17 protein-coding genes are annotated in these 20,096 nt (G+C 52.3%); 10 read left to right on the plus strand and 7 right to left on the minus strand.

Features of this window, described 5'->3' with window-relative positions; all coding sequences use genetic code 11:
• The first annotated feature begins 153 nt into the window (after window positions 1–153).
• Window positions 154–1,506, plus strand: coding sequence for an OprD family porin (locus tag QQL85_RS12165; protein WP_284353507.1), 1,353 nt, complete (start codon window positions 154–156; stop codon window positions 1,504–1,506).
• Window positions 1,507–1,671: 165 nt separating this feature from the next.
• Window positions 1,672–2,298, plus strand: coding sequence for a TetR/AcrR family transcriptional regulator (locus QQL85_RS12170; protein ID WP_284353506.1), 627 nt, complete (start codon window positions 1,672–1,674; stop codon window positions 2,296–2,298).
• 106 nt (window positions 2,299–2,404) lie between these two features.
• Here QQL85_RS12170 and QQL85_RS12175 read toward each other — a convergent pair whose 3' ends face one another.
• Both QQL85_RS12175 and QQL85_RS12180 read right to left on the minus strand, forming a co-directional pair.
• Complete coding sequence (locus QQL85_RS12175) at window positions 2,405–3,580, minus strand: MFS transporter (RefSeq protein ID WP_284353890.1); 1,176 nt, start codon at window positions 3,578–3,580, stop codon at window positions 2,405–2,407.
• Between the two features lie 79 nt (window positions 3,581–3,659).
• Complete coding sequence (locus QQL85_RS12180) at window positions 3,660–4,688, minus strand: alpha/beta hydrolase (protein ID WP_284353505.1); 1,029 nt, start codon at window positions 4,686–4,688, stop codon at window positions 3,660–3,662.
• Window positions 4,689–4,909: 221 nt separating this feature from the next.
• Between QQL85_RS12180 and QQL85_RS12185 the strand changes: the two genes are divergently transcribed.
• From QQL85_RS12185 to QQL85_RS12190, 3 genes are all read left to right on the plus strand, one after another.
• Window positions 4,910–5,830, plus strand: a complete 921-nt coding sequence (locus QQL85_RS12185; RefSeq protein WP_284353504.1) for an AraC family transcriptional regulator — start codon at window positions 4,910–4,912, stop codon at window positions 5,828–5,830.
• A complete protein-coding gene (locus QQL85_RS26650; RefSeq protein WP_349816522.1) occupies window positions 5,763–6,083 on the plus strand; it encodes a putative quinol monooxygenase in 321 nt (106 codons plus the stop codon). Before QQL85_RS12185 ends, QQL85_RS26650 begins: the two co-directional genes overlap by 68 nt.
• Window positions 6,084–6,538: 455 nt before the next feature.
• Window positions 6,539–8,395, plus strand: a complete 1,857-nt coding sequence (locus QQL85_RS12190) for a hypothetical protein (protein WP_284353502.1) — start codon at window positions 6,539–6,541, stop codon at window positions 8,393–8,395.
• A gap of 165 nt (window positions 8,396–8,560) precedes the next feature.
• Here QQL85_RS12190 and QQL85_RS12195 read toward each other — a convergent pair whose 3' ends face one another.
• Window positions 8,561–9,628: a serine/threonine protein kinase gene (locus QQL85_RS12195; protein WP_284353501.1), complete on the minus strand. Its 1,068-nt coding sequence runs from the start codon at window positions 9,626–9,628 to the stop codon at window positions 8,561–8,563.
• 708 nt (window positions 9,629–10,336) lie between these two features.
• On the opposite strand from QQL85_RS12195, the gene QQL85_RS12200 reads away from it, so the two are divergent.
• Window positions 10,337–13,000 carry an ATP-binding domain-containing protein gene (locus QQL85_RS12200; protein ID WP_284353500.1) on the plus strand — a complete coding sequence of 888 codons (2,664 nt, stop codon included), beginning with the start codon at window positions 10,337–10,339 and terminating at the stop codon, window positions 12,998–13,000.
• Window positions 13,001–13,165: 165 nt separating this feature from the next.
• Here QQL85_RS12200 and QQL85_RS12205 read toward each other — a convergent pair whose 3' ends face one another.
• Together QQL85_RS12205 and QQL85_RS12210 are read right to left on the minus strand one after the other, a co-directional pair.
• Window positions 13,166–13,336, minus strand: a complete 171-nt coding sequence (locus QQL85_RS12205; protein ID WP_284353499.1) for a hypothetical protein — start codon at window positions 13,334–13,336, stop codon at window positions 13,166–13,168.
• 103 nt (window positions 13,337–13,439) lie between these two features.
• Window positions 13,440–13,805, minus strand: a complete 366-nt coding sequence (locus QQL85_RS12210; RefSeq protein ID WP_284353498.1) for a histone-like nucleoid-structuring protein, MvaT/MvaU family — start codon at window positions 13,803–13,805, stop codon at window positions 13,440–13,442.
• Between the two features lie 187 nt (window positions 13,806–13,992).
• Here QQL85_RS12210 and QQL85_RS12215 point away from each other — a divergent pair, with 187 nt between their 5' ends.
• The 4 genes from QQL85_RS12215 to QQL85_RS12230 all read left to right on the plus strand — a co-directional run bounded on the left by QQL85_RS12215 (window position 13,993) and on the right by QQL85_RS12230 (window position 17,626).
• Window positions 13,993–14,661: a histidine phosphatase family protein gene (locus QQL85_RS12215; protein ID WP_284353497.1), complete on the plus strand. Its 669-nt coding sequence runs from the start codon at window positions 13,993–13,995 to the stop codon at window positions 14,659–14,661.
• Window positions 14,662–14,799: 138 nt separating this feature from the next.
• Window positions 14,800–14,871: a hypothetical protein gene (locus QQL85_RS26765; protein ID WP_434489062.1), complete on the plus strand. Its 72-nt coding sequence runs from the start codon at window positions 14,800–14,802 to the stop codon at window positions 14,869–14,871.
• A 93-nt stretch (window positions 14,872–14,964) separates the two neighbouring features.
• The gene (locus QQL85_RS12225; protein ID WP_284353496.1) at window positions 14,965–16,266 is read left to right on the plus strand and encodes a phosphoribosyltransferase-like protein; all 1,302 of its coding nucleotides are present in this window, start codon (window positions 14,965–14,967) and stop codon (window positions 16,264–16,266) included.
• A gap of 193 nt (window positions 16,267–16,459) precedes the next feature.
• Complete coding sequence (locus QQL85_RS12230; RefSeq protein WP_284353495.1) at window positions 16,460–17,626, plus strand: reverse transcriptase family protein; 1,167 nt, start codon at window positions 16,460–16,462, stop codon at window positions 17,624–17,626.
• A gap of 110 nt (window positions 17,627–17,736) precedes the next feature.
• Here QQL85_RS12230 and QQL85_RS12235 read toward each other — a convergent pair whose 3' ends face one another.
• Both QQL85_RS12235 and QQL85_RS12240 read right to left on the minus strand, forming a co-directional pair.
• Window positions 17,737–18,588 carry a hypothetical protein gene (locus QQL85_RS12235; RefSeq protein WP_284353494.1) on the minus strand — a complete coding sequence of 284 codons (852 nt, stop codon included), beginning with the start codon at window positions 18,586–18,588 and terminating at the stop codon, window positions 17,737–17,739.
• Between the two features lie 424 nt (window positions 18,589–19,012).
• Window positions 19,013–19,987 carry a hypothetical protein gene (locus QQL85_RS12240; protein WP_284353493.1) on the minus strand — a complete coding sequence of 325 codons (975 nt, stop codon included), beginning with the start codon at window positions 19,985–19,987 and terminating at the stop codon, window positions 19,013–19,015.
• Between the last annotated feature and the right edge of the window lie 109 nt (window positions 19,988–20,096).

The following is a 20,096-nucleotide window of genomic DNA, read 5'->3' on the forward strand; positions in this document are numbered from 1 at the left end:
CCAACCTCAATGCCGCAGGCATGCTCGCATGCCTGCATTAATAATGCGCACACACTTATGGATTAGCAATCTCAAGCGAGTTTTCCTGACCAAAAATATCCTCATAAAAATGCGTTACCTCTCCAAACAACAACAATAAGGAAGGTACATAAGATGTCACGCCATTGCGCAATGCTGATGGGCGCTCTCTGCATCTCATCATTTCAGGCAACTGCAGCGGAAAATTCAATATTTGATGACGCAAAGCTCCGGCTTACCAATAAGAATTTTTTCTTCCATCGAGATTTCCGTAACGGCAGTTCTAGTGCCACCGGGACAAACGCCTTCAAGCCGGTTAACGAAAGAAATGGATACGCACAGGAGTGGGCCCAAGGCTTTCTTCTGGATTTTCAGTCCGGCTTTACACCCGGAGCAATCGGCCTCGGGGTAGATGCCAATGCAATCTTAGGCCTCAAGCTGAGTGCAGGAGGCGGTACCGCAGGCTTGCGACTCCTACCCATCGACGGCGATGGCAAGCCTGGCGATGAGTATTCCAGGGTTGGTGCCGCTCTGAAGCTTCGGGCATCAAAGAGTACGCTGAAGTATGGCGAACAGATGCCAATGACACCTGTACTGGCGGTGAATACTGTTCGGCTGTTTCCCAGCGCCGCGACGGGGCTTCAGTTGAATGTCAACGAATTTGACAATTTCACTCTGGAGGCAGGCCACTACACGAAACAGACCGGAGTTGACTCCTCAAACACTGACGATAAGTTCACAACCGACTATGCCCTAAAGCGTGGAGGCACTGCGATCACTTATGACTCGGCTAGTTTTATTGGAGGCCGCTACCAGCAAGGGAATCTATCGCTAGCCCTCTATGCAGGCCAGTTGGAAGATGCCTGGCATCAATACTATGGCAACACTAAGTACACCTACGCCATTGACGAAGGCCAAAGAATAGCTTTCGACTTCAACATTTACCGTACGTTGAACTATGGCAGAAGCCTCGCGGGCCCCATAAACAATACCTCCTGGTCATTTTCCACTGCCTACACCACCGGTGGCCATACACTCTCAGTCACTCACCAGAGGATCAACGGTGACGAGCCCCTAGACTGGATCGGCTTTGGCACCATGGGCGGCACCATCACCATTGGCAACGCGGTTCAGTACGCAACGTTCACAGAAGCCAACGAGAGGTCGTGGCAACTGAGATACGACTACGACTTCGCAGCTCTAGGCATACCAGGGCTTAGCTTCATGACCAGGTATGTCAGGGGGGATGGAATGGATAACTCGCACAGTCATAACCCCTATTACACCGCTCGCTACGTGTATGACACCGACAAGGACAACAAGCATTGGGAGAGAAATTTCGACATCAAGTACGTGATCCAGTCCGGGCCGGCGCGCGATATGTCGTTTCGCCTGAGGCAATCAACTCACCGGGCTACCAGCGGCTACAGGTATCTTGACATCGATGAGGTCAGGCTGATTACCGAGTTTCCAATCAACATTTTCTAAGCTGGGGCGCCATAGGCGCCCAAGCCATTCAGGGGTTCGGTCAGCAGCTATACAGTCGATCTGCATGTGCACGTCCAGTGACGACGCGCCACCTCACCGCGGTCTGATGTTCTCTCTCTCACGGTGTCATGGCAGACTTATCGCTTCCTAGCCTGGAACATGACCGTGAGTAAAGAATTTACCCCACCAACGCCCAAAGGGCGCGAGCGCCTCGACAGCTTCCTGACGGTTTCAACAGATCTGTTTTTAGAGTTGGGGTATGACAGCGTCACGCTGGATGATGTGATTGCGAAATCTGGAGGGTCTCGAGCGACGCTATACCGAGCTTTTGGCGGTAAGCAACAGCTGTTCGAGGCCGTAGTTCAAGACTTTTGCGCAAAATTTTCGGCCGAGCTATGCCAGATTTCCTACGCCAACCTGGACTTCTCTACAGGGTTCTACAAGCTTGCTAGGGGCTACGTCACTCTTGCGCTAAGCGAGCGGCAGGTGAGCTTTTACAGGATCGTTATGGGGACTGCCGGGCGCTTTCCAAGCGTCGGCGCACTTTGGTATCACCAAGGGGTGAACGCTGTTTCACAGGTCTTTTACGACTTCCTGAGATCCCACATCTCGGTAACTGACGCCTCGGATGAAGCCGTAAAAATGCTCGCGGACAATGTCCAAGGATCGCTAGTATTTTGCTTGTTGAATCAGGCAGCGGTTCTTCAGAAACCAAGCGATACAGAAGTCTCAGCCACGATTGATGCCGTCGCAGCTCTCGCTTCTCGTGCTTTTGCAGAGCTAACTGAGTGATCGCAAACCCATGGCGAACGTTGAAACAGCGTTCTGTTAACCTGCGAGAAGGCAGTGGGCAAGGGCAGATGCTGTTTTCATGCACATTCTGCGCTGGTCGATTTGTTTACTTGCGCGTAGCCAAATTGGTCATTATGGTCGCGCCCAGTAACAAAGCACCGCTGGTGAAGAATGTAGCCTGGTACCCAAACCCGTCGTATAGCACGCCGCCCCCGGTCGCCCCGAGGGTAATAGCCAGTTGGATGACCGCGACCATCAACCCGCCGCCTGCCTCAGCATCCCGCGGCATGGCCTTGGTCAGCCAGGTGAACCAGCCGACTGGAGCACATGTAGCGACTAGCCCCCACAACCCAAGCAATACACCAACAGATATAACCCATGTCCCCGCCTCCACCACTGCAATGGCGAGACCAGTCATGATCAGGGGTATGCCCACGAGCACCCGGTTTAGGCTTCGGGTCACTAGAGGGCCCACCAACATCGTTCCAAGCAATCCCGCTGCACCAATGATCAATAACAGCAGTGACAACGTAGGGACATCTACGTGCGTTACCGCCTCCAGGAATGGTCGCAGGTAGGTGTAAAGCATGAACTGGCCCATGAAGAGCAGCGCCACCGCTGCCATGCCCAAAGCTACCTTGCTGTTTCCCAATAAACGCAAAGGGCCGCCATCCGATCCCGCTCTCCGTTCACTGGGCATTGCCGGCAACGTAAAGGCTTGCCAGAGCAGCGCGACAGCAGCAAGTGGCAGCACGCAGAGGAATGCTCCTCTCCACCCTATCAAGCCACCTAAGTAACTCCCTACCGGTGCAGCGATCGCCGTAGCCAATGCAGTACCCCCCTGCATTACGGCAATCGCCTTGGGGACGAGCGTTTCGGGCGCAATTCGCATCATGACTGCAGTGGACATCGCCCAGTATCCACCAATGGCAATTCCCAACACTGCACGCCCTACCATCAACGTCAGATAGTTCGGGGCAAAAGCCACCATGCCACCGGATAAAAGCATCAGCGCCGTGGTCGCGAGGAGAACGGGTTTACGGTCGAGCCCCTGCGTAAACCTCGACAGAAGCAAACTCGTCACGACGGCGAAGAAGCCCGAAATAGAAATGGCCTGTCCGGCCTGGCCTTCGGTAAGTGAGAGATTCGTGGCAATCGGCGTGAGCAAGCTCACTGGTAAGAATTCCGAAGCTACCAACGCGAAGGCACAGAGCGACATTGCCAGGATTGAGCTCCAGACATGTCGGTTTGAATGCTGAAGAGGTATTGCCGAGCTGCCCATAGCGGTTCTCAATTTGCCATTTTTAAAGACGCAAATGCCCAGGCCCAACAGATGTGCTGCGCCTGAGCAATCAGCGAGGTTACTCAAGGTTTTCGTGGAAGAACGTGGCCAGCTTGTTGAATGGGATCAACTCCACGCGGTCGTAGAGATCGACATGGCCGGCACCTGGCACGATCACCAGTTCCTTGGGTTCACCGGCCAGGCGGTAGGCCTCTTCACTGAATTCACGGGAGTGAGCGTTTTCTCCCGCAATGAAGAGCATCGGACGTGGCGAGATCGTCTCGATATCGTTGAACGGATAGAAATTCATGAATCTGACATTACTGGTCAGTGTGGGATGCGTAGTCAGCAGAGGCGACAGGCCCTTCGGCGTGAATTCACCCCGAGGCGTGCGGTAAAAATCGTAAAACTCTCGCTCAATGGAATTAGAGTTCTCGGTCAGCTTTTCGACAGTGCCGCTAGTGTACTGGCTCTCTCCACCCGCAAACTCAACATCTCTTTGAGCGGCCGCAGTAGCGATTGCTTGCTTTCGCTGCTCCACCGTCACGCCATGCTTAAGGCCGTTACGGTTTGCGGCGCCCATGTCGTACATGCTTACCGTTGCAATCGCTTTCATGCGTGGGTCGATCTTAGCCGCGCTGATCGCAAAGCTGCCGCTTCCGCAGATGCCTAGAACACCGATCCGGTTGCGATCAACAAAGCCTTGAGACCCAAGGTAGTCGACTGCCGCACTGAAGTCCTCGGCGTAGATGTCTGGCGAGACCAAGTTGCGCGGGCGCCCCTGACTTTCACCCCAAAAAGACAGATCAATCGCCAGTGTCACGAAGCCCTGCTCGGCCAGCTTCTGCGCGTACAGATTGGAGCTTTGCTCCTTCACGGCCCCCATGGGGTGACCCACGATGATGGCGGGATATCGGGTCGAGGGGTTCAGGTTTTTTGGAATAAACAGGTTCCCAACCGTGTTCATCTGAAACTGATTTTTAAACGAAACCCGCTCGAGTGAAACCTGTTCACTCTTGTAGAAATTGTTGGCTCCATGGGACATGTCGGCGGCTCCAGCAGTGAGAGAACTGGCCATCAAGGCAAACGCTATGATCAAAGACTTCATGCATTTCTTCCTGTCTGCTCGAAATGGATTAGGTGTGAGTTGCGAACGCTGCGAGGCAACGTAAACCTCCCAACTGCCGCCCATCTTCCTGGCTGACACCGCTGGATCAGTAGAGTAAACGGGTAGTTTTCTTGCCTAAATCTCCAAGACTTGCTGACAGATCGTGTACAACCGTCGTGCGAGGCGTACTGTGTTGGGACGAGAAGATTGGAAGCTTGCCCATGTCCACCACCCTAAAAACGCCACTCCTAGATAACCCTATGGGCACGCTCTGCAGGGTGATCGGAGCGCACGCAAAAATCGCAGGTGACTTCCCTACAGCCATTGCAGACCTCAGCGTTTACCGGCGCAATGAGCCTGCCCCTCCGATCACATGCATCGTCGAGCCAAGCATTGTGTTGGTCGCACAGGGCGCTAAGGAAATGGTCATCGGAGGAGATGCCTTCCCCTACGACACAACTCGATTTTTGGTCACCTCGCTGAGCATTCCCGCACACTCTTCGGTAACGATTGCTAGCGAAGACGCCCCTTGCCTGGGTCTGGTGTTCAAGCTCGATCTCCGGACACTGGCTGAATTGATCGCGCAAGATGGCCGGCTTCCTTCGAGTGGGCATGCCCTCCAAGCAAGTGCCGGTGTAGGTACAATGAGCTCTAAGCTGCTTGAGAGCTTCACTCGTTTGATTGAGCTCTTGGAGGAGCCCGATGCGATACCCGTCCTCTGGCCCTTGATCCAGCGTGAAATCCACTACCGACTGTTGCAGGGTGACCAGGCACCGCTCCTGAGGAACATCGCCTCGGTCGGAAGCAAGGGGCATCGAATTGCGAAAGCGATCGACTGGATGAAGCTGAATTTCTCAGCACCACTGCGAGTAGATGAACTGGCTTCTCAGGTTCAAATGGGGCTCTCAACCTTCCATCAGCATTTTCGTCAGCTCACCGCGATGAGCCCCCTTCAGTATCAGAAGTGGCTGAGGCTGAACGAGGCTAAGCGGTTGATGCTGAATGAGAACCTGGATGCTGCCACTGCAGCCTTCAAGGTCGGCTATGAAAGCCCCTCGCAGTTCAGCCGCGAATATGGCCGGCAATTCGGGATGTCGCCAAAGCGTGACATTGTCGAACTTCGCCGCCGCACCGTTCAATAGTAAACCTAGGCTTCAGCCAGAACTCAAAGATGCGCCGCTAACCCTTCTAAAGGCCGGCCCTGTCGAGCCAGTTTGCATTCGCTATCAACTTGCTCAAAGTTCAGGCGACCCTGAGATTTTCTTTCTGGTAGAGTGCTGGGCCAGCGAGCAAGCTCTAAAAGTGCACCAGCAAACATCCAACTTTCTCGGGGACATCAAGAAGAATGAAGAGCTGACAGTTGACGCAAGCGTGCATTTCGCGCGCGGGGAATAACCTTCTGAGTAAATTTAAGTCCTGAATCGTACAAGTAAAACTAACTGAGTTTTCTGGACTGCAGAGGGCTCAACAAACTCCTCACTTTTCCCCCGCACAGGCGCTCACTCGTTAGCGATTTATGCAGAACCACCCAATAAAGAATAAAACACCCTACGCTGATCGTGAGTGATGCCCCTATCTGACGCCTAGTATTCAGCGCTTCCACACCCAGGAGCTTATGGCTCGACGCACAGTTTCTGGTTGAGTTGGTCAAAATACTCGCAAAGTGCACCAGCAGCGTGCGCATGGCACTCCTAGCACATGAAGCCATTGAGGCTGAAAATCATTCAGCGTACTTATTCATTGTGCGCGTGCATTTGAGTATAATATTAAAGATACCAACTAGCTTTAGACCAAGCCGTTTGAGATTGACCGACCTTTCAACCACACAACCGGAATGCGGAGCACACTCGATGGACGATGCTGAATTTTCATACCAATCCTCGGAGTTTTACTTGAGGCACATGAGTGATGCTATTGAAGCATCACAGTCTGGTGACGTACCAGCGGTAGGAGTTGCAGTGTTCAGCTTTTTTAGCGGGACTGAATACCAACCCGGCACTACTGCCAATCTAGAGTCGTACCATTTTATGTGTGTGATTCATTCCGATGAGCTATCTTTATTTATTAGCATACAACCAACCTTTTTGCTTAAGTGGATACAGGTACTATTTCACTATTGTCGAAGTATGGCAGCAATGTCAGAGATCGTAGAAACCGTCTGGCCTGTGGCAGCCAGAATGGTAGAAGGGCTAAAAGGTCATTTTGAAGTCGAGGGAATGCTGGCTTCATCGCAACTGGCAGCCTGGGATTATTTTTACGGCAAAGCCAATCACCCCAGCTATCTGGAAGGGATAAAAAAGTGGAAAGTAACGCACCCAAGAGCAGTCGCCTATAGAAATCTTCTTTGTAGCACAGCAATAAATCGGGACAATCCAGACTTCAAGGATTATGTCCAAGGGTGCTACTTGACTAAAGATTGCTACACCCATGAAAACCAGGCCATAGCGATCCTGAGCTATTATTGCCACATTGAGGAAAGTGAGAGCATTCTGAATGAGCTGTTGCACCTTATCCGCACTGAAGATATGAAAGTTTTGACCAAATCCGGAAACTGCGATTTCCTGAAAGGTATAATCGGGCACTTTTACGACCACAATGACTATCAGTCGTTGTTCAAGCTTCTGTCATCAATGAAAAATGTTGCGCCTAACGCCATTCCCGGGCATGGCTTTGTCTTGAGCAATGGTCGAACATTGACCGCCATGACTGCAAGCTCAAGGATTGATTTTCCGGCAGAGGGAAACTACCCAAGCTATGAGCGACTGATCAATATTAGGAATCAATTGCTTGGTGTATACGTTAGCCTTTTGGGTACGCCTAGCCAAGATGCCAGATTCTTTGACGCCGATCGTAGTGGCACCCCTGCAGTGGACGATGATTTATCCTCCTACAGGGATGTTGTGATTGAGCACTTTCGGTTGAATAACGATATCTACGACGAGGTGAGCTCAATCACTTTAGCCCCCTCTCATGACTTTCCAATTCAAGCGGCTAGATTTGGATTAGGCAAAAATGCGCCCTGGATATCTGCTAGCCTTGAAGTAATGGTAGACGATCCGGACGAGCACTCCTTTGTATTTATGCTTGCCAGCCATACTCACACCGTGAATGTTGAGCAAGCATTCATCCGAGCCCACTTCGGCGCATCCGCTGAAATCTACATAGACCCAAGCGTCGAAATATTCACAGAAATTTTTAAGAGCGAAAGGCATAGTGTTATCTACATTTCGGCTCATGGGGCGTATAACCACTGGGGCAGCGGCAAGGAAGATCATATTTTATTTTCAGATGAATGCATTATTCCCGGCAATGTATTGCACTCGTGCATTCCTAAATCGCTCTACGCCAGAAACGTGATTCTGAACATTTGTAATGGTGCCACGGTTGAAATAAGCTGTAACCCATACTCCAGAGGACTTGCAGCCTCAATCGCGAGAGGAAACCAAAGGGTGGTTTCGCACCTCTGGCCGGTAAATCCAATTTATGCCGCCTCCTTCGGATTGCTAGTTCTTCACTATCTCAGTGAACGCGACCTCCTTGCTGCAAGCAGGGAAGCTTTTGCTGTCCTAAACCAAGAAAAAGACAGCATCATTCAGATGGTTCGCTCACTGGGGGAAAACTGTGATGCTCTATCCGACCACCTCGAGAAAACCGAATTTAGAATGAACGCATTTAAAAACATTGGAAGCATTGCTGTATACAGCTAGCAACCAATAACCTAGGCCTTCGGTAACGAAGGCCTTTTGTTATAATAAAGATTTATAGATAGCATTGCACACACTGGCCAGTCCTCCTCAAACCCTGCTTTTCAAAGTAAACAGGTGAGGTGTAGGTGACTCGGCCATATGACGATGACAGCAGGCGAATTACGCCTAGCCGAAGCGCTTTTGAAACCTCGCCCACGCATTCGCTAGGTAGGGCCATTCATCCGCTAAATCACCTTTTGAAGCGTTACCATCGAAGTGGCCGATGACACCACTCAGCTGAAAGTGGGAAATTTCGCATCGAGCCTTGATAAGACTGAGAATCTCGTCCCTCAAACCCATCATGCTAGGTCGCTCATCAGGATCAACTGACAGCGTCCGCTGAACTAGGCTGATAATATCCGAAGTCAAATTGACTTCCGTGTGTAGGAGACACCCACGTGCTATCCATTTCTGCCATTCCTTAGAGCGAGTCCATTTGGTCGAGTGTCCTGGCTTAGCGGATGGCCAGACATCATCAGTGCGAACACCTACCGGGTGAACGCCGCTGGTGAGAAGCTCATATAGAATGATGCCTAGGGCAAAAACATCTGTCTTTTCGGAGAGCTGGGTTCTACCCCACTGCTCCGGAGCCATATACGGCCTTGACCCTTCGAAAACCGCAGGTGTCTTCAAGAAAGCGTTAGCGAGTCCAAAGTCGGCAATCATCGCCACCTGATAGATATCAATGTTTCTGAGTCCATTGATGACTTTTTCGAAATCACGCACAAAAATATTGGCTGGCTTCAGATCTTGATGGCAAGCAAGGCCACGGCTATAGCAGTGTATTAACCCCGAGCAACAGTAGGCGATCAGAGAAAGTTGCCTGATCTCGCTTTGCCCCGACATGTAGTCCAGTAGGTCTCCATCCCAATATCGAAACAGGGCAACTGGCGCGCCTAGGACTTCCCGCAGGTCGAAACACCAATGCACAAATGTGTGATGCGAAAAACGCAATTGAAGAGCCAATTCCTGAACGAAACGCTTGTTTGCTTCTACAGCAGGAACCGTCTCAAGCTTGCGGGGCACCTTGGCGCACACGTAACGAGGATTAACCGACTCTCCCTGATCCATGACAAAGATGTCACCGCACACACCGTTTAGTCGCTTGACGACTACACCGCGATTACCTAATGCGGCCGCAAGCAGGAATTCCTGCTCGTCCTCGCTAAAGTCGTAGAAAAACGGGAGTTCCATGTTTGTGTGTTCCGTCACTAGAGAGCGCTCCACCTGCCACACCTTACCCACCTATGAGCGAGCGATGAGCAATAAGGTGCCTAGTGTAGCGTTAACGCAACGGAGGTTGCTGCCTCGCGTTCGGCTAGCGTCAAGCACGGACGCGATCAGGCCCGTGGATTAACAGGCCTTCCCTCCTCCTTGAACGGCGGCACAACATTGGCGTGGTTAAGACTCTTCAACCGGGACATCGCCTACTAGCATGGGTACGACATCAGGCTCACGCGCACGATCATCAGCAGCCATGCTGGTGACCATCAATAGCCGTGGAAAGGGTGATCATTCCGCTCCGCACTAGCCAAACCATCTTGAGGCTTCAGATCGGCCAGGGAACTTCATGGATGGGACTTGCCACGTATGCCATTCAGATTTGGCATGCGTAGGGCAAAACGTTAACCACTGGGTTTGAGCGGCTGTAGAGGCCCGTGCTGAATTCAGCAATGCGCACTGAATGGTGATTGCTTAGCGCGTTTTCATGGCTAATACGCCAAATCTAAACCTTTCTCTCACCAACACGTCGTTGGTTGTCATGGCAATCTGCTGGCAACTGAAGCCGCTAGGATTTAGCATCTGGATCAGCCAAAGAACATCACCACCCTGAGCAGAAGACACGGGAGTCTGACACACCTGGCAGGCCAGGTGATGCCCAATTGAACAAGGAGAGCTTCAATGAGTTTGAGCGATGCCCACGACGTTGCGACTGAGGCGCTGGAAACCTTTCACAAGATTGAGGACGGTGCGGCGCGGCTTCTAGCGGCACGTAGCGGTGAGGCGTCCGACGCCCTGGCAGTGATCAACACGTTCACCAACACTGCAGCAGTAGCCAAAATCGCATCTATTGGTGACGACACCACCAAATCGTTGCTCAGCCTCGTCCGCGAGCCTGCGATCTCACGCGTGGTTGCCGAGACAGACGAAGGCAAGGTCGTCACTTACTATATCTGCCGCACTACCAACATTACGGTCAAAGGGACGATGCTGGCTGGCTACCGTACCCCTATCGGTCGTCTGGCTGTCTTCGATGTCGGTGAAAGTGTCGAGCTTGAGGTTGCGGGGAGGCAGAGAGGCTATCGGATTCTCGAAAAGCTTGAGCTGAAGCCTCTAAAGAGTGACGACCTTTGGGATGCCACCGACAGCATTTGGCGCCGCCGGCGTACAACCCCACAGACAATCCCTTCACTTCGAAAGCTTGTTCAGCCCGTCGACGACAACGCATTCCTAGCGATGCTGGGCGGCGACTCTGAGGCAGACAAAATCCTGGAGGGTGTAGTGCATCAAATACGCAGAGCCATGGCTTTGCGTGACCAGGCAATTCTCGACAAGATCCAGGACGAGATTTTCCGGTTGTCGATTGATCATCAGCTGATCATCCTCGGCCCTCCAGGTACCGGCAAAACCACAACACTGATCAAACGCCTTGGTCAGAAACTCGATGTGCAGGCACTAAGCCCAGACGAACAACGGCTGCTAGGCCCAGCGACCAACCGCCAACGCTGGATGATGTTCACACCCTCCGACCTGTTAAAGCACTACGTCAAAGAAGCATTCAACCGGGAGAATGTTCCCGCGTCTGACGACCACATCAAAACCTGGAACAAGCGTCGGCATGACCTGGCGAGGTCAACATTTGGCATTCTGAGAACCGGTAATAGCGGCAGCTGCATTCTCAAGGAAGATCGCCGCTATTCCAGCTTTTCGGTCAGTGATGATCCTCGGCAATGGTTTGCCGACTTCAAGGCGTATCACCAAAACCGTCTGCTCACCTCTCTCAGAGAGGGCGCAGGCTTGCTGAAAGACTCGGCGCCGAACCTCTCGGATCCGGTCGTGAAAGAGCTGCTCACCACAGTAGGTGAACTGAGCCCCGAGGGGCTGCTCGGGGCCTACGCGATCTGGAGCAGAATCGAGTCGCGAATCGAGCCGTTGCTCAAAACGAGCCGAGGGACAACAGACAAGCTTATCCAGCAGCAAGGCAGTCTCCTCTACAACAAGAACAACGCTGTTTTCGTTGAGCTCGCTACCTTCCTCGAAAGCCTGGGGCAAAGCGAGGATGATATCGACGACGGTGAAGAGTTCGACGACGACACCGGCACCGATGGCACGAGCACCCCTAATCACACGGCGGAGCGCAGGGCGTTTCAGGCGTATCAGCAGTTCCTGCAGAGCCACGCGCGCACCCTGTATCGTAACGGCAGCCTTGGGAAGTCGAGTCGGGCAGCCCGGATTCGTGACTGGCTGGGAGATAGGGTTCCGCCAGCTGAATGGCTGAAAACGCTGGGTCGCGAAATGTGCTTCCAGAACGCTCTACGGCGGTTCAGGAATGCCTGGAAACGTTACGTTCTGGAAGTCCCCACGAGCTATCGCGCGTTCCGCCGAGAGTGTCTCGCACTCGAACTCTATGACTACCGGAAGCCTGATACCCCCGCGCACATCGACGAGACCGAGCTGGACGCCATCCTGCTCCTGATGCTTCGGTCAGCGCGCGAACTCATTCGGCAAGAGTTCGTCAGGCGACACCTTGATGATCCACGCTTCACAGAGCTAGCCAAGATTTCTGACCAATTCCTCCACCAAGTGCTGGTCGATGAAGCGACTGACTTCTCTACCCTTCAGCTTGCCTGCATGGAAAGCCTGACCGACCTCTCGACCGAATCGTTCTTCGCGTGTGGTGACTTCAACCAGCGAATCACCGGACATGGCCTGAAACGAATTGACCAGCTTGAGTGGATTTCCCCGCGCCTCAAGCCCCGGCGCATTAACACTGTCTACCGTCAAAGTCAGCTGCTGAACACCTTTGCCATCAAACTTCTCGACCTCATGCAGGGAGATACGGAAGCTGTCGGCACCCTGCCAGAGCACTCCAACCACGAAGGCGTCCAGCCCGTGCTAGGTGAGCACCTGAGTGAAGACGACGCGTCCACTTGGGTCGCGGATCGCATCATCGAGATCGATGCGCGGATGCGTTCCAAAGGCGAGGACATTCCGACCATCGCGGTACTGGTCACCTCAGAAGATCACGTCCGACCGATGGCGGATACGCTTACCAAGAAGCTGGAACAGATCAGCCTGCGAGCCACTCCATGCGCGGACGGCCAATCTTTGGGCAATCAATCAGACATCCGGGTATTCGACGTCCAGCACATCAAGGGCCTTGAATTTGAAGCTGTGTTCTTCGTCGGAGTCGATGCCCTCGCTGAGGCCAACCCGGGGTTGTTCGAACGCTTCTTGTATGTCGGGGCTACCCGGGCGGCCACATACCTAGGCATGGTGTGCCATGAGAAGCTACCGGCAAGACTGGAAAGTATCCGTCCGTTGGTAGCCACGCACTGGTGGTAATCGTGGGCTAAGCCTGATAGCCCATTCCCTACAGATGGGCTAAGAGGTCACCTTAACTTTGAGCGATGAGTCTAGGCATCAAAACAAGAAAGCCATCGCTCATGTGCCCAGGGCATCGCAATGCCGCAATCCATGGGCTTACGATCCTTGGGTTAGCTCTCACGTCTAAACCAGGCTTTCCTGTTTTTCCACCCACTCCATCATCAATTCGCCCCATGCAATGTCAGCTTGCATCGCTGCTTTCGCATCGGCCAAGTCTCGCTTGTGCAAAGCCTGAAAAATCTCGAAATGCTTGTGTTTTGAACTGGCGAGCTCGCGGGTGAGTACCTCAGCCATGCTCCCCCCTGAGGGGGCTCTCAACAACCCCGACTTCATGCAACCAACCCAAGGCCTGAGCCATAAAAAAGCCTCCCGAAGGAGGCTCTTGGTGCTGAGCGTCTTACTGAAGCCAGTTCTCAACAGTGTCCGAGCCGTACTGGCTTTTCCACGCTTTCAACACCGAGTGGTTCCCGCCCTTGGTTTGAACGAGCTCGCCGTTATGTGGGTTTTTGTAGGTCTTCACCTCCCGCGGTTTGCGAGTGCCGGTGGCGGTTGCAGCAGCGTTCAACTGGCGCACACCTGCCTGTGGATCCAGGATATTGATGACATCCCGCAGACTGAAACCATAAGTAGCAAGCAGATCGCGGAGCTTGGTCTCAAATTCAATCTCTTGCTGGAGTTCGGCGCTCCCTTTCAATGCTTCCAGCTCGGCGAGTTGAGCTGCCAAGGACTGTTCGAGCTTGCGGAATTCAGCCAGGCGCGACATATGATCTTTTCCTTTCGTGATGGTTTTGCAGGCTACGGATCCATTCTAAACGATACTGACTTGCATGGGTCGAGTTCTGAACCAAGTCTTTTTTTGGGTCTCTCTGGCCGCACGTCCTACTCAAACCTCAACCCGGCGCTAGACGATATCACTAGCACCAAGCGGCCTTGATTCATTCGGGGAGACAATGAAACGCATAAGATTGGTTCGTCACGGTGAGAGTGCTGCAAATGCTGGGGCCGCTTCTCATGACCATGCAAGCATTCCTCTGACAGAGAAAGGACTACAGCAGGCTCAGCGGGTCGCGAATTCCATCGCGCAGCGGCCGAGCTTGATCATCGTGTCGCCCTTTTCACGGGCGCAAGCAACCGCGGCTAGAAGCGCATCGTTGTTCCCTTCAGTTCCCGTCGAGATCTGGCCCATCGAAGAATTCACCTACCTGGAGCCTTCTAAGTGCGCAAACACCACGGTGATAGAACGCAAGGCCTGGGTCGAACAGTACTGGGCTAACGCGGATCCGGGCTATGTCGACGGATTTGGTGCAGAGTCGTTTCTGGAGTTTGTCGGTCGCGCTCAATCGTTCTTGTATCAGCTGGCTGAGAACCCGGCAGTGGGTATTCTGATTTTCTCTCACGGCCAATTTCTCAACCTAGTAGCTTGGCTCATAGAGCGTAAGCCAGTCGAGATAGATGGCCAGGCGATAACCGAGTGGCGCAGGTACGAGATCGATAGCCATGTCCCAAAAGGCTATGGATACATAATTTCGCTTGCTCATGCTGATTCACCCTGGGTGCTGGATGATTCAATCGGCTTGGAAGGCTCCGTTAGGCCCAGTGGTCTCGCCAGTTCCATCTGACCAGCGCGGGCACAGTCTGACCCTGTCGCGTGCAGTCCTGGTGCTCCTGCTAGCGGAGCGCATCCGCGGATCCGACGCGGCATCCGTAAAGCCGCGAAGAACATCGTCAAAAAGCTGCCCCGCAGCAAGCGTGATGTCATCTGGGACATCATTGATAGCCAGAGCCCTCGAGAAATCGTGCGGCACATCGCCAAGAAACTCGACAGCTGATTGTTCAACATGCACAGTCGAGCATAACCGACGCTTTGCATCAGCTTACCGGCTCATGGAAGCAATGCTTCGTCCACAAAGTCAGGATGATCAATGAGCAAGCTGCCCTCCAGCACCGACGACTCTGGAACTCTCGCCTGGTTAGGTCAATTCAGCCCTGGCGATCGCAAACTCGCGCAGCAGTTACTGGATGCCTTTGTTTTGGTGTCCCGCGATGACTTCATCGAGCACATGCGTGCGCTAATCCTCGCTCAAGCTAGCCGCATCGATGGCCCTATTGGCTTGTACGCAGAGCGCGAATTACCTCACAGATTTGGTGTTCCGCATCGCTTGTTTAAGGAAGCGCGCACAGTCCATCGTCGCGCCTATGGAGCATTAGGGCCACAAGCTGTTAAGCCTACCAAAGCCTACGATCCGTCAGTAGGAAGCGAGGGCATCGTTGCGCAGATGATCTCTGAACTGTGCCGCGAATTCCCAAAAACGTTTCTAAACCATCCTGGGCCAGACCAATATCGTCGCAAACAAGTACGCGCCATGTGGGTGGTGACCGATCTCATTGGTAGCGGGGATCGCGCCTGGCGGTATTTGGAAGCAGCTTGGCGAGTTAGAACGGTGCGAAGCTGGTGGTCTGGGGGGTTTGTTAAGTTCTCTGTAATGGCCTATGCAGCAACGCAGAGTGGCGAAATTAGCGTGAGGCGCCATTCATGCAAGCCTGACGTACATTTCGTCATTCCCTGCCCCACAATTGACACCTCATTTTCCCAAGCACAATCGTTAAAAATGAAAATGCTATGCACCGCCTATGATCCAACGCGGGAAGAGGTTGCTAAAGATCCATGGGCATCACATGCGCCTAGCCTTGGGTATGGGAATGCCGGCGCTATTTTGGTGTTCGCCCACGGGGCTCCTAACAATGCTCCGCTTATGTTTCATAAAGCGTCCCGGAGTAAGGCAAACCCTTGGGTGCCACTATTTCCTTCAAGGGTGTCTGCAGGCATCAGCAAGGAAGCATTTGGCGTCGAATTGACCCCTGAAAAAGTTGAAGCGCGGCTGCGTAACCTTGGGCAACACAGCTTGGCAAAATCGAAGGCTATCGTGAACCCAGATCTGCTAACCGCACATATCGTCTTGGTGTTAGCCGCTCTGTCCCGACCTCCTCGCCTCAATGACAGAGTGCTTGCCGCTCGAACGCAGCTTCCATATCACCAACTGTCAAAATTGCTGCGAGAGATTGAAAGCTATGGCTGGGTTGACTCCCAGCGGAGGCTGACCGATCAGGGCGCCACTCAGCTTGCTCATGCGCGGAAGCAACTGCAGCTGGCAACTGACGTTGCGCCTGTTGGCAAGCGTGAGCAAGATCCGTACTATCCCTCTTCGTTGAGGCGACCAATCTAGATTCTAGCTACGGCGTATGTTCCTAGAACGATGCCGCCGAGATGAGCCGAGTTTTTGCAGCTTATCTACCGGGCGCAGATTACTGCTGCCCTATGTCCTAGCCCCCGCTTACGGTTAAGCGCTCCCACCACAGCCTACGTGGTGTAGCCTTCTGCCTGCGGCGGGAGCACTCACCCTGCGGGTGTCAAAGTAGATGAAGGATTGGAAGCCTCAGCACTATCTTCGCACCCCAGGTGCGAGTGAAGCACCTGCGTCAGTATTGGCCGCAGCAGTGGCCACGGGCGAAAAAATTATCGCTGTACACCCGTCACTACCGCCGATACTGACTCTCAAGCATCTTGCTCATTTGACTCGAGTGCCCTATCCGTCGCTTCGAGAATACGTCACGCGTCAGGTAGACAGCTATAAAACCTTCCGTGTTCGCAAACGATCCCTACCGGGCAAGCCAACCGGGTTTCGAGTCATCTGCGTACCTCCAGCCGATCTCAAGGCGGTTCAGCATTGGATCGCTCAGAATGTTCTGGCCAAAGCAAAGCCCCATCATGCCAGTACAGCCTTTGCTCCCAATTCCCGGCTCGTTGACGCTGCTGCACCTCACTGCTCAAGTCGCTGGCTCATCAAGATCGATGTCCAGAGATTCTTCGAATCGATCTCGGAGGTCGACTGCTACCGAGCATTCCGCAGCTTGGGTTATCAACCCCTTGTGTCATTGGAGCTTTCCCGGCTGTGTACCCGAGTCGGCAGATTGAACCGCAAGAGCCAAACACTGAGGTGGTACCGCAAACACCCCGCCTCTAAATTCAAAATAAGATCATATTCCGTGCCTAGGCTAGGTCATCTTCCCCAAGGAGCAGCAACCAGCCCCATGCTCGCGAATCTGGTGATGAAAGAGGCTGACGAGCTCCTCACTGCGCTCGCGCGTCGACACGGATTGACATATACCCGTTATGCAGACGACCTCACCTTCTCCACCGGCGATCGAGGATTTAAGCGAGAACTTGCTCGCCAAGCAATCTGGGAGGTTTATGGGATCCTGAGACGCTTTGGACTATCACCCAACCTCGCCAAAACAGCGATCGTGCCTCCCCGCAGTCGTAAGATCGTCTTAGGGCTCCAGGTCGATCAGGAAATGCCTCGACTGAGCCGCGCTTTTAAGATGAAAATGCGCATGCATCTACATTATCTGGAGCGCGAAGACGTAGGCCCTGCGAAACACGCGGAGCACAGGGGCTTTTCTGCCGTAGCTGGAATGCGAAACCATTTAATGGGCCTTGTTGCATACGCCATCCAGATCGAGCCCAACTACGGCGCCGAAATCAAGGCGAGGCTTGAGCGGGTGAAATGGCCTATATTATATTGACTATAGCTTCCTTGACAGATAGGGGCGCTCTGCTCGTCCTTTTTTAGCCGTTGGCTTTCTCCCCTGATCTCAATGCATCATGCTTATCATGGCAAGCATAATGAGAACTCCTAACCATTTTTCGCTGTATCAAGCGCAATCAAGCTTCTTCCAAGGATCATCGCGTAACCGGACATGACATGCAATAGTTCTTCATGGCGATTAAGTGAAATCCGGAACGCTCCACCCATGAGCTCCTCTTCTACAAGTACAATCACTCCCTCGACACTACCAATACCAATAAACCTGCGAATTGCACTTTCGGCTTCAGGCCTGCGAGCTCTGTCGGTGAGCAAACTAGAGTTTTTGAGTATGGATTCTATGAGGGTATCTGGATTCAAACAGCGCCCTGCTCTATGCACAATAATATGCCTAAATTTCTCGATCATAAAAAGATAGAATCGCAAATCTTTTTGCATTTTGTTTTCTTGCTCTGCCTTAGCAAGGTCTGGCACCATCGTCCTGAAATTTCTGATTATGTCGCTGCTTTTTTTCTTTAAACGCTCTTTTGAAAGCTGCCGCTGTTGATCTTCTCTTATTCTAAGTTCCGAGTGAGCATCCGCAGCAAGCTCGTAAATATCCACCACGTAATCCTCAAAAGCCTCAAAGGCATCCACCAATAAAAGCTGACAGATCTTGTTATGGTGTATATGCGCCTCTCGAGCCCGCTCGGCCAATGTGTGTGAGGCGCCTTTGTGCGGCTGGAGCTTTCCAGTATAGGGATTGTGAAATGTGAACACTTCACGGCTCTTGCCAAGCAACTCTTGCTGCTCCTGACTGAGATCTGAAAGCGCCTCATGCTGCGACTTGTACTTCAAAACAACCTGATCTTTAACCCTACTCGCTATTCGCTGATGCATTTGCACTGAGGAGAAGTCGTTCAGCAACGCCTCAAAGCGTGCATTTACTTTTGCTAGATCCATAAATTAAACCTTGGGGTTGTTTGTGCGCAGAAGCAGCTTGCACTATACGTTTCAGACAAGCAAGATGGCAGTACCAACCAATAATATCGTAAAACAACTTGCGACACAGAACTCGATTCACTCATGGTAAGAAAGCGTTCTTGTGGCACTGCTGAATGGTCGCCCTCCCGCTTACAGCGGCATCGAACCGGGGTCTAGAGCGATATGGCAAGACCGGAGGTATTATACTCCACCGACCTCACGTAATCAGTTTACAAAGCTTGGCACCCACAAACGCGAGCTGTTGGGATTGCATGCCGTTTACCTGATAAGAACAGGCTTCTCCTCGCCAACAGCAATCAGTCCCGAGCTACGCGATTCACTAATTTAACTTCATCCTAGGCGATCGTTAAATTGCACGAGGATGAGGTGTCACGCCTTACCCTCACCCAAAAATCTCTTCCACTTCATCTGAGTGTCGAACACCCAAAAAAATCACGGACTCTAAACTCATAGACTTGCTGATTTCACCGGCCAAAATCTCAGAATAACGCTGAAACTTATTGCTGCCTAGCGCTTTAGGAATCGCCCCAAAAATATCCCTACAAACGGCTATAAACTCACGAGATTTCGATATAAACTCTTCATCCAAGTGGGTAACTTCTATATGGGCAACTGGCGAACCATCCTCGCCACCATTGAAGACTTTGTAGTTGTGCGCAGAAACATTGCGTGCAAGCCGCAGCTTATCTACAGCATCACACAAGCTTGACGTAAGTATCCCATTTTCTTTAATGTGCTCGATGTGCGTAGAGAAGTTCGGTGTAATCTTACCTCTTCTGCCATTTGCTTTTTTAGGTCTCACACGCTCTCCCCAAGACTTTCTGAACTCAGGTGTCGTCAGGCTTTTCTCGCTGAGGATAGTCACCATTGCTTCAATATAGGTCGAGATCGCAATCACCTGCGCCCGCTTATCAAATGTATTAAGATCCATGCTATGAAGGGTCAATTTTTCTTGAGTTTCGAGCTCCTGATCGCTCAAGTCGAACATATTTGCCTCAAGCCTCAGGAAGTGCGGAACGCTATCCTTGCTACCGGCCAGCTCGAACATTAGGTGGAATAATTCCCAACCGGTGCTCTCGTCGCGTGAATAGTTTACAGTAGTAAACGGGTGCCCAAAGGCCTTAAGTAGCCCTTCAGTCATCGGAATATCAATTTTGACCTTGTCAGATTCGTAGTACCCTTCGAGTTCGGTGGTGCAACCTAAAGTACATATAAAAGCAATAAATCCCCCAAGAGCTTGGGCATCAAGCTCTCTTGTCTCAATCAGATTTATCGCACCAAGTCTTTTGATCTCAAAAGATGATAAGTTTGCACCGCGCTCGATGTCTATTTTATGCCTAAGCAGATCTATGCTCATTTACTTTCCTTGTCTAGTTGTGCGCCTGAAGGAAACATGCCCCTATTAAGCCTTATTGCTGCTCAAGAGGCAGTTTTACTTGGCTTCCTTCAATAAGATTTGACTGCTT

Origin of the sequence: Pseudomonas putida, from assembly GCF_030159595.1 — a bacterium.
GTDB lineage: Bacteria > Pseudomonadota > Gammaproteobacteria > Pseudomonadales > Pseudomonadaceae > Aquipseudomonas > Aquipseudomonas putida_AC.

Coding starts and splice junctions, on each gene's coding strand:
- QQL85_RS12165 (WP_284353507.1), top strand. CDS start 154: ATGTCACGCCATTGCGCAATGCTGATGGGCGCTCTCTGCATCTCATCA.
- QQL85_RS12175 (WP_284353890.1), bottom strand. CDS start 3,580: ATGGGCAGCTCGGCAATACCTCTTCAGCATTCAAACCGACATGTCTGG.
- QQL85_RS12180 (WP_284353505.1), bottom strand. CDS start 4,688: ATGAAGTCTTTGATCATAGCGTTTGCCTTGATGGCCAGTTCTCTCACT.
- QQL85_RS12185 (WP_284353504.1), top strand. CDS start 4,910: ATGTCCACCACCCTAAAAACGCCACTCCTAGATAACCCTATGGGCACG.
- QQL85_RS26650 (WP_349816522.1), top strand. CDS start 5,763: ATGGCCGGCAATTCGGGATGTCGCCAAAGCGTGACATTGTCGAACTTC.
- QQL85_RS12190 (WP_284353502.1), top strand. CDS start 6,539: ATGGACGATGCTGAATTTTCATACCAATCCTCGGAGTTTTACTTGAGG.
- QQL85_RS12195 (WP_284353501.1), bottom strand. CDS start 9,628: ATGGAACTCCCGTTTTTCTACGACTTTAGCGAGGACGAGCAGGAATTC.
- QQL85_RS12200 (WP_284353500.1), top strand. CDS start 10,337: ATGAGTTTGAGCGATGCCCACGACGTTGCGACTGAGGCGCTGGAAACC.
- QQL85_RS12205 (WP_284353499.1), bottom strand. CDS start 13,336: ATGGCTGAGGTACTCACCCGCGAGCTCGCCAGTTCAAAACACAAGCAT.
- QQL85_RS12210 (WP_284353498.1), bottom strand. CDS start 13,805: ATGTCGCGCCTGGCTGAATTCCGCAAGCTCGAACAGTCCTTGGCAGCT.
- QQL85_RS12215 (WP_284353497.1), top strand. CDS start 13,993: ATGAAACGCATAAGATTGGTTCGTCACGGTGAGAGTGCTGCAAATGCT.
- QQL85_RS12225 (WP_284353496.1), top strand. CDS start 14,965: ATGAGCAAGCTGCCCTCCAGCACCGACGACTCTGGAACTCTCGCCTGG.
- QQL85_RS12230 (WP_284353495.1), top strand. CDS start 16,460: ATGAAGGATTGGAAGCCTCAGCACTATCTTCGCACCCCAGGTGCGAGT.
- QQL85_RS12235 (WP_284353494.1), bottom strand. CDS start 18,588: ATGGATCTAGCAAAAGTAAATGCACGCTTTGAGGCGTTGCTGAACGAC.
- QQL85_RS12240 (WP_284353493.1), bottom strand. CDS start 19,987: ATGAGCATAGATCTGCTTAGGCATAAAATAGACATCGAGCGCGGTGCA.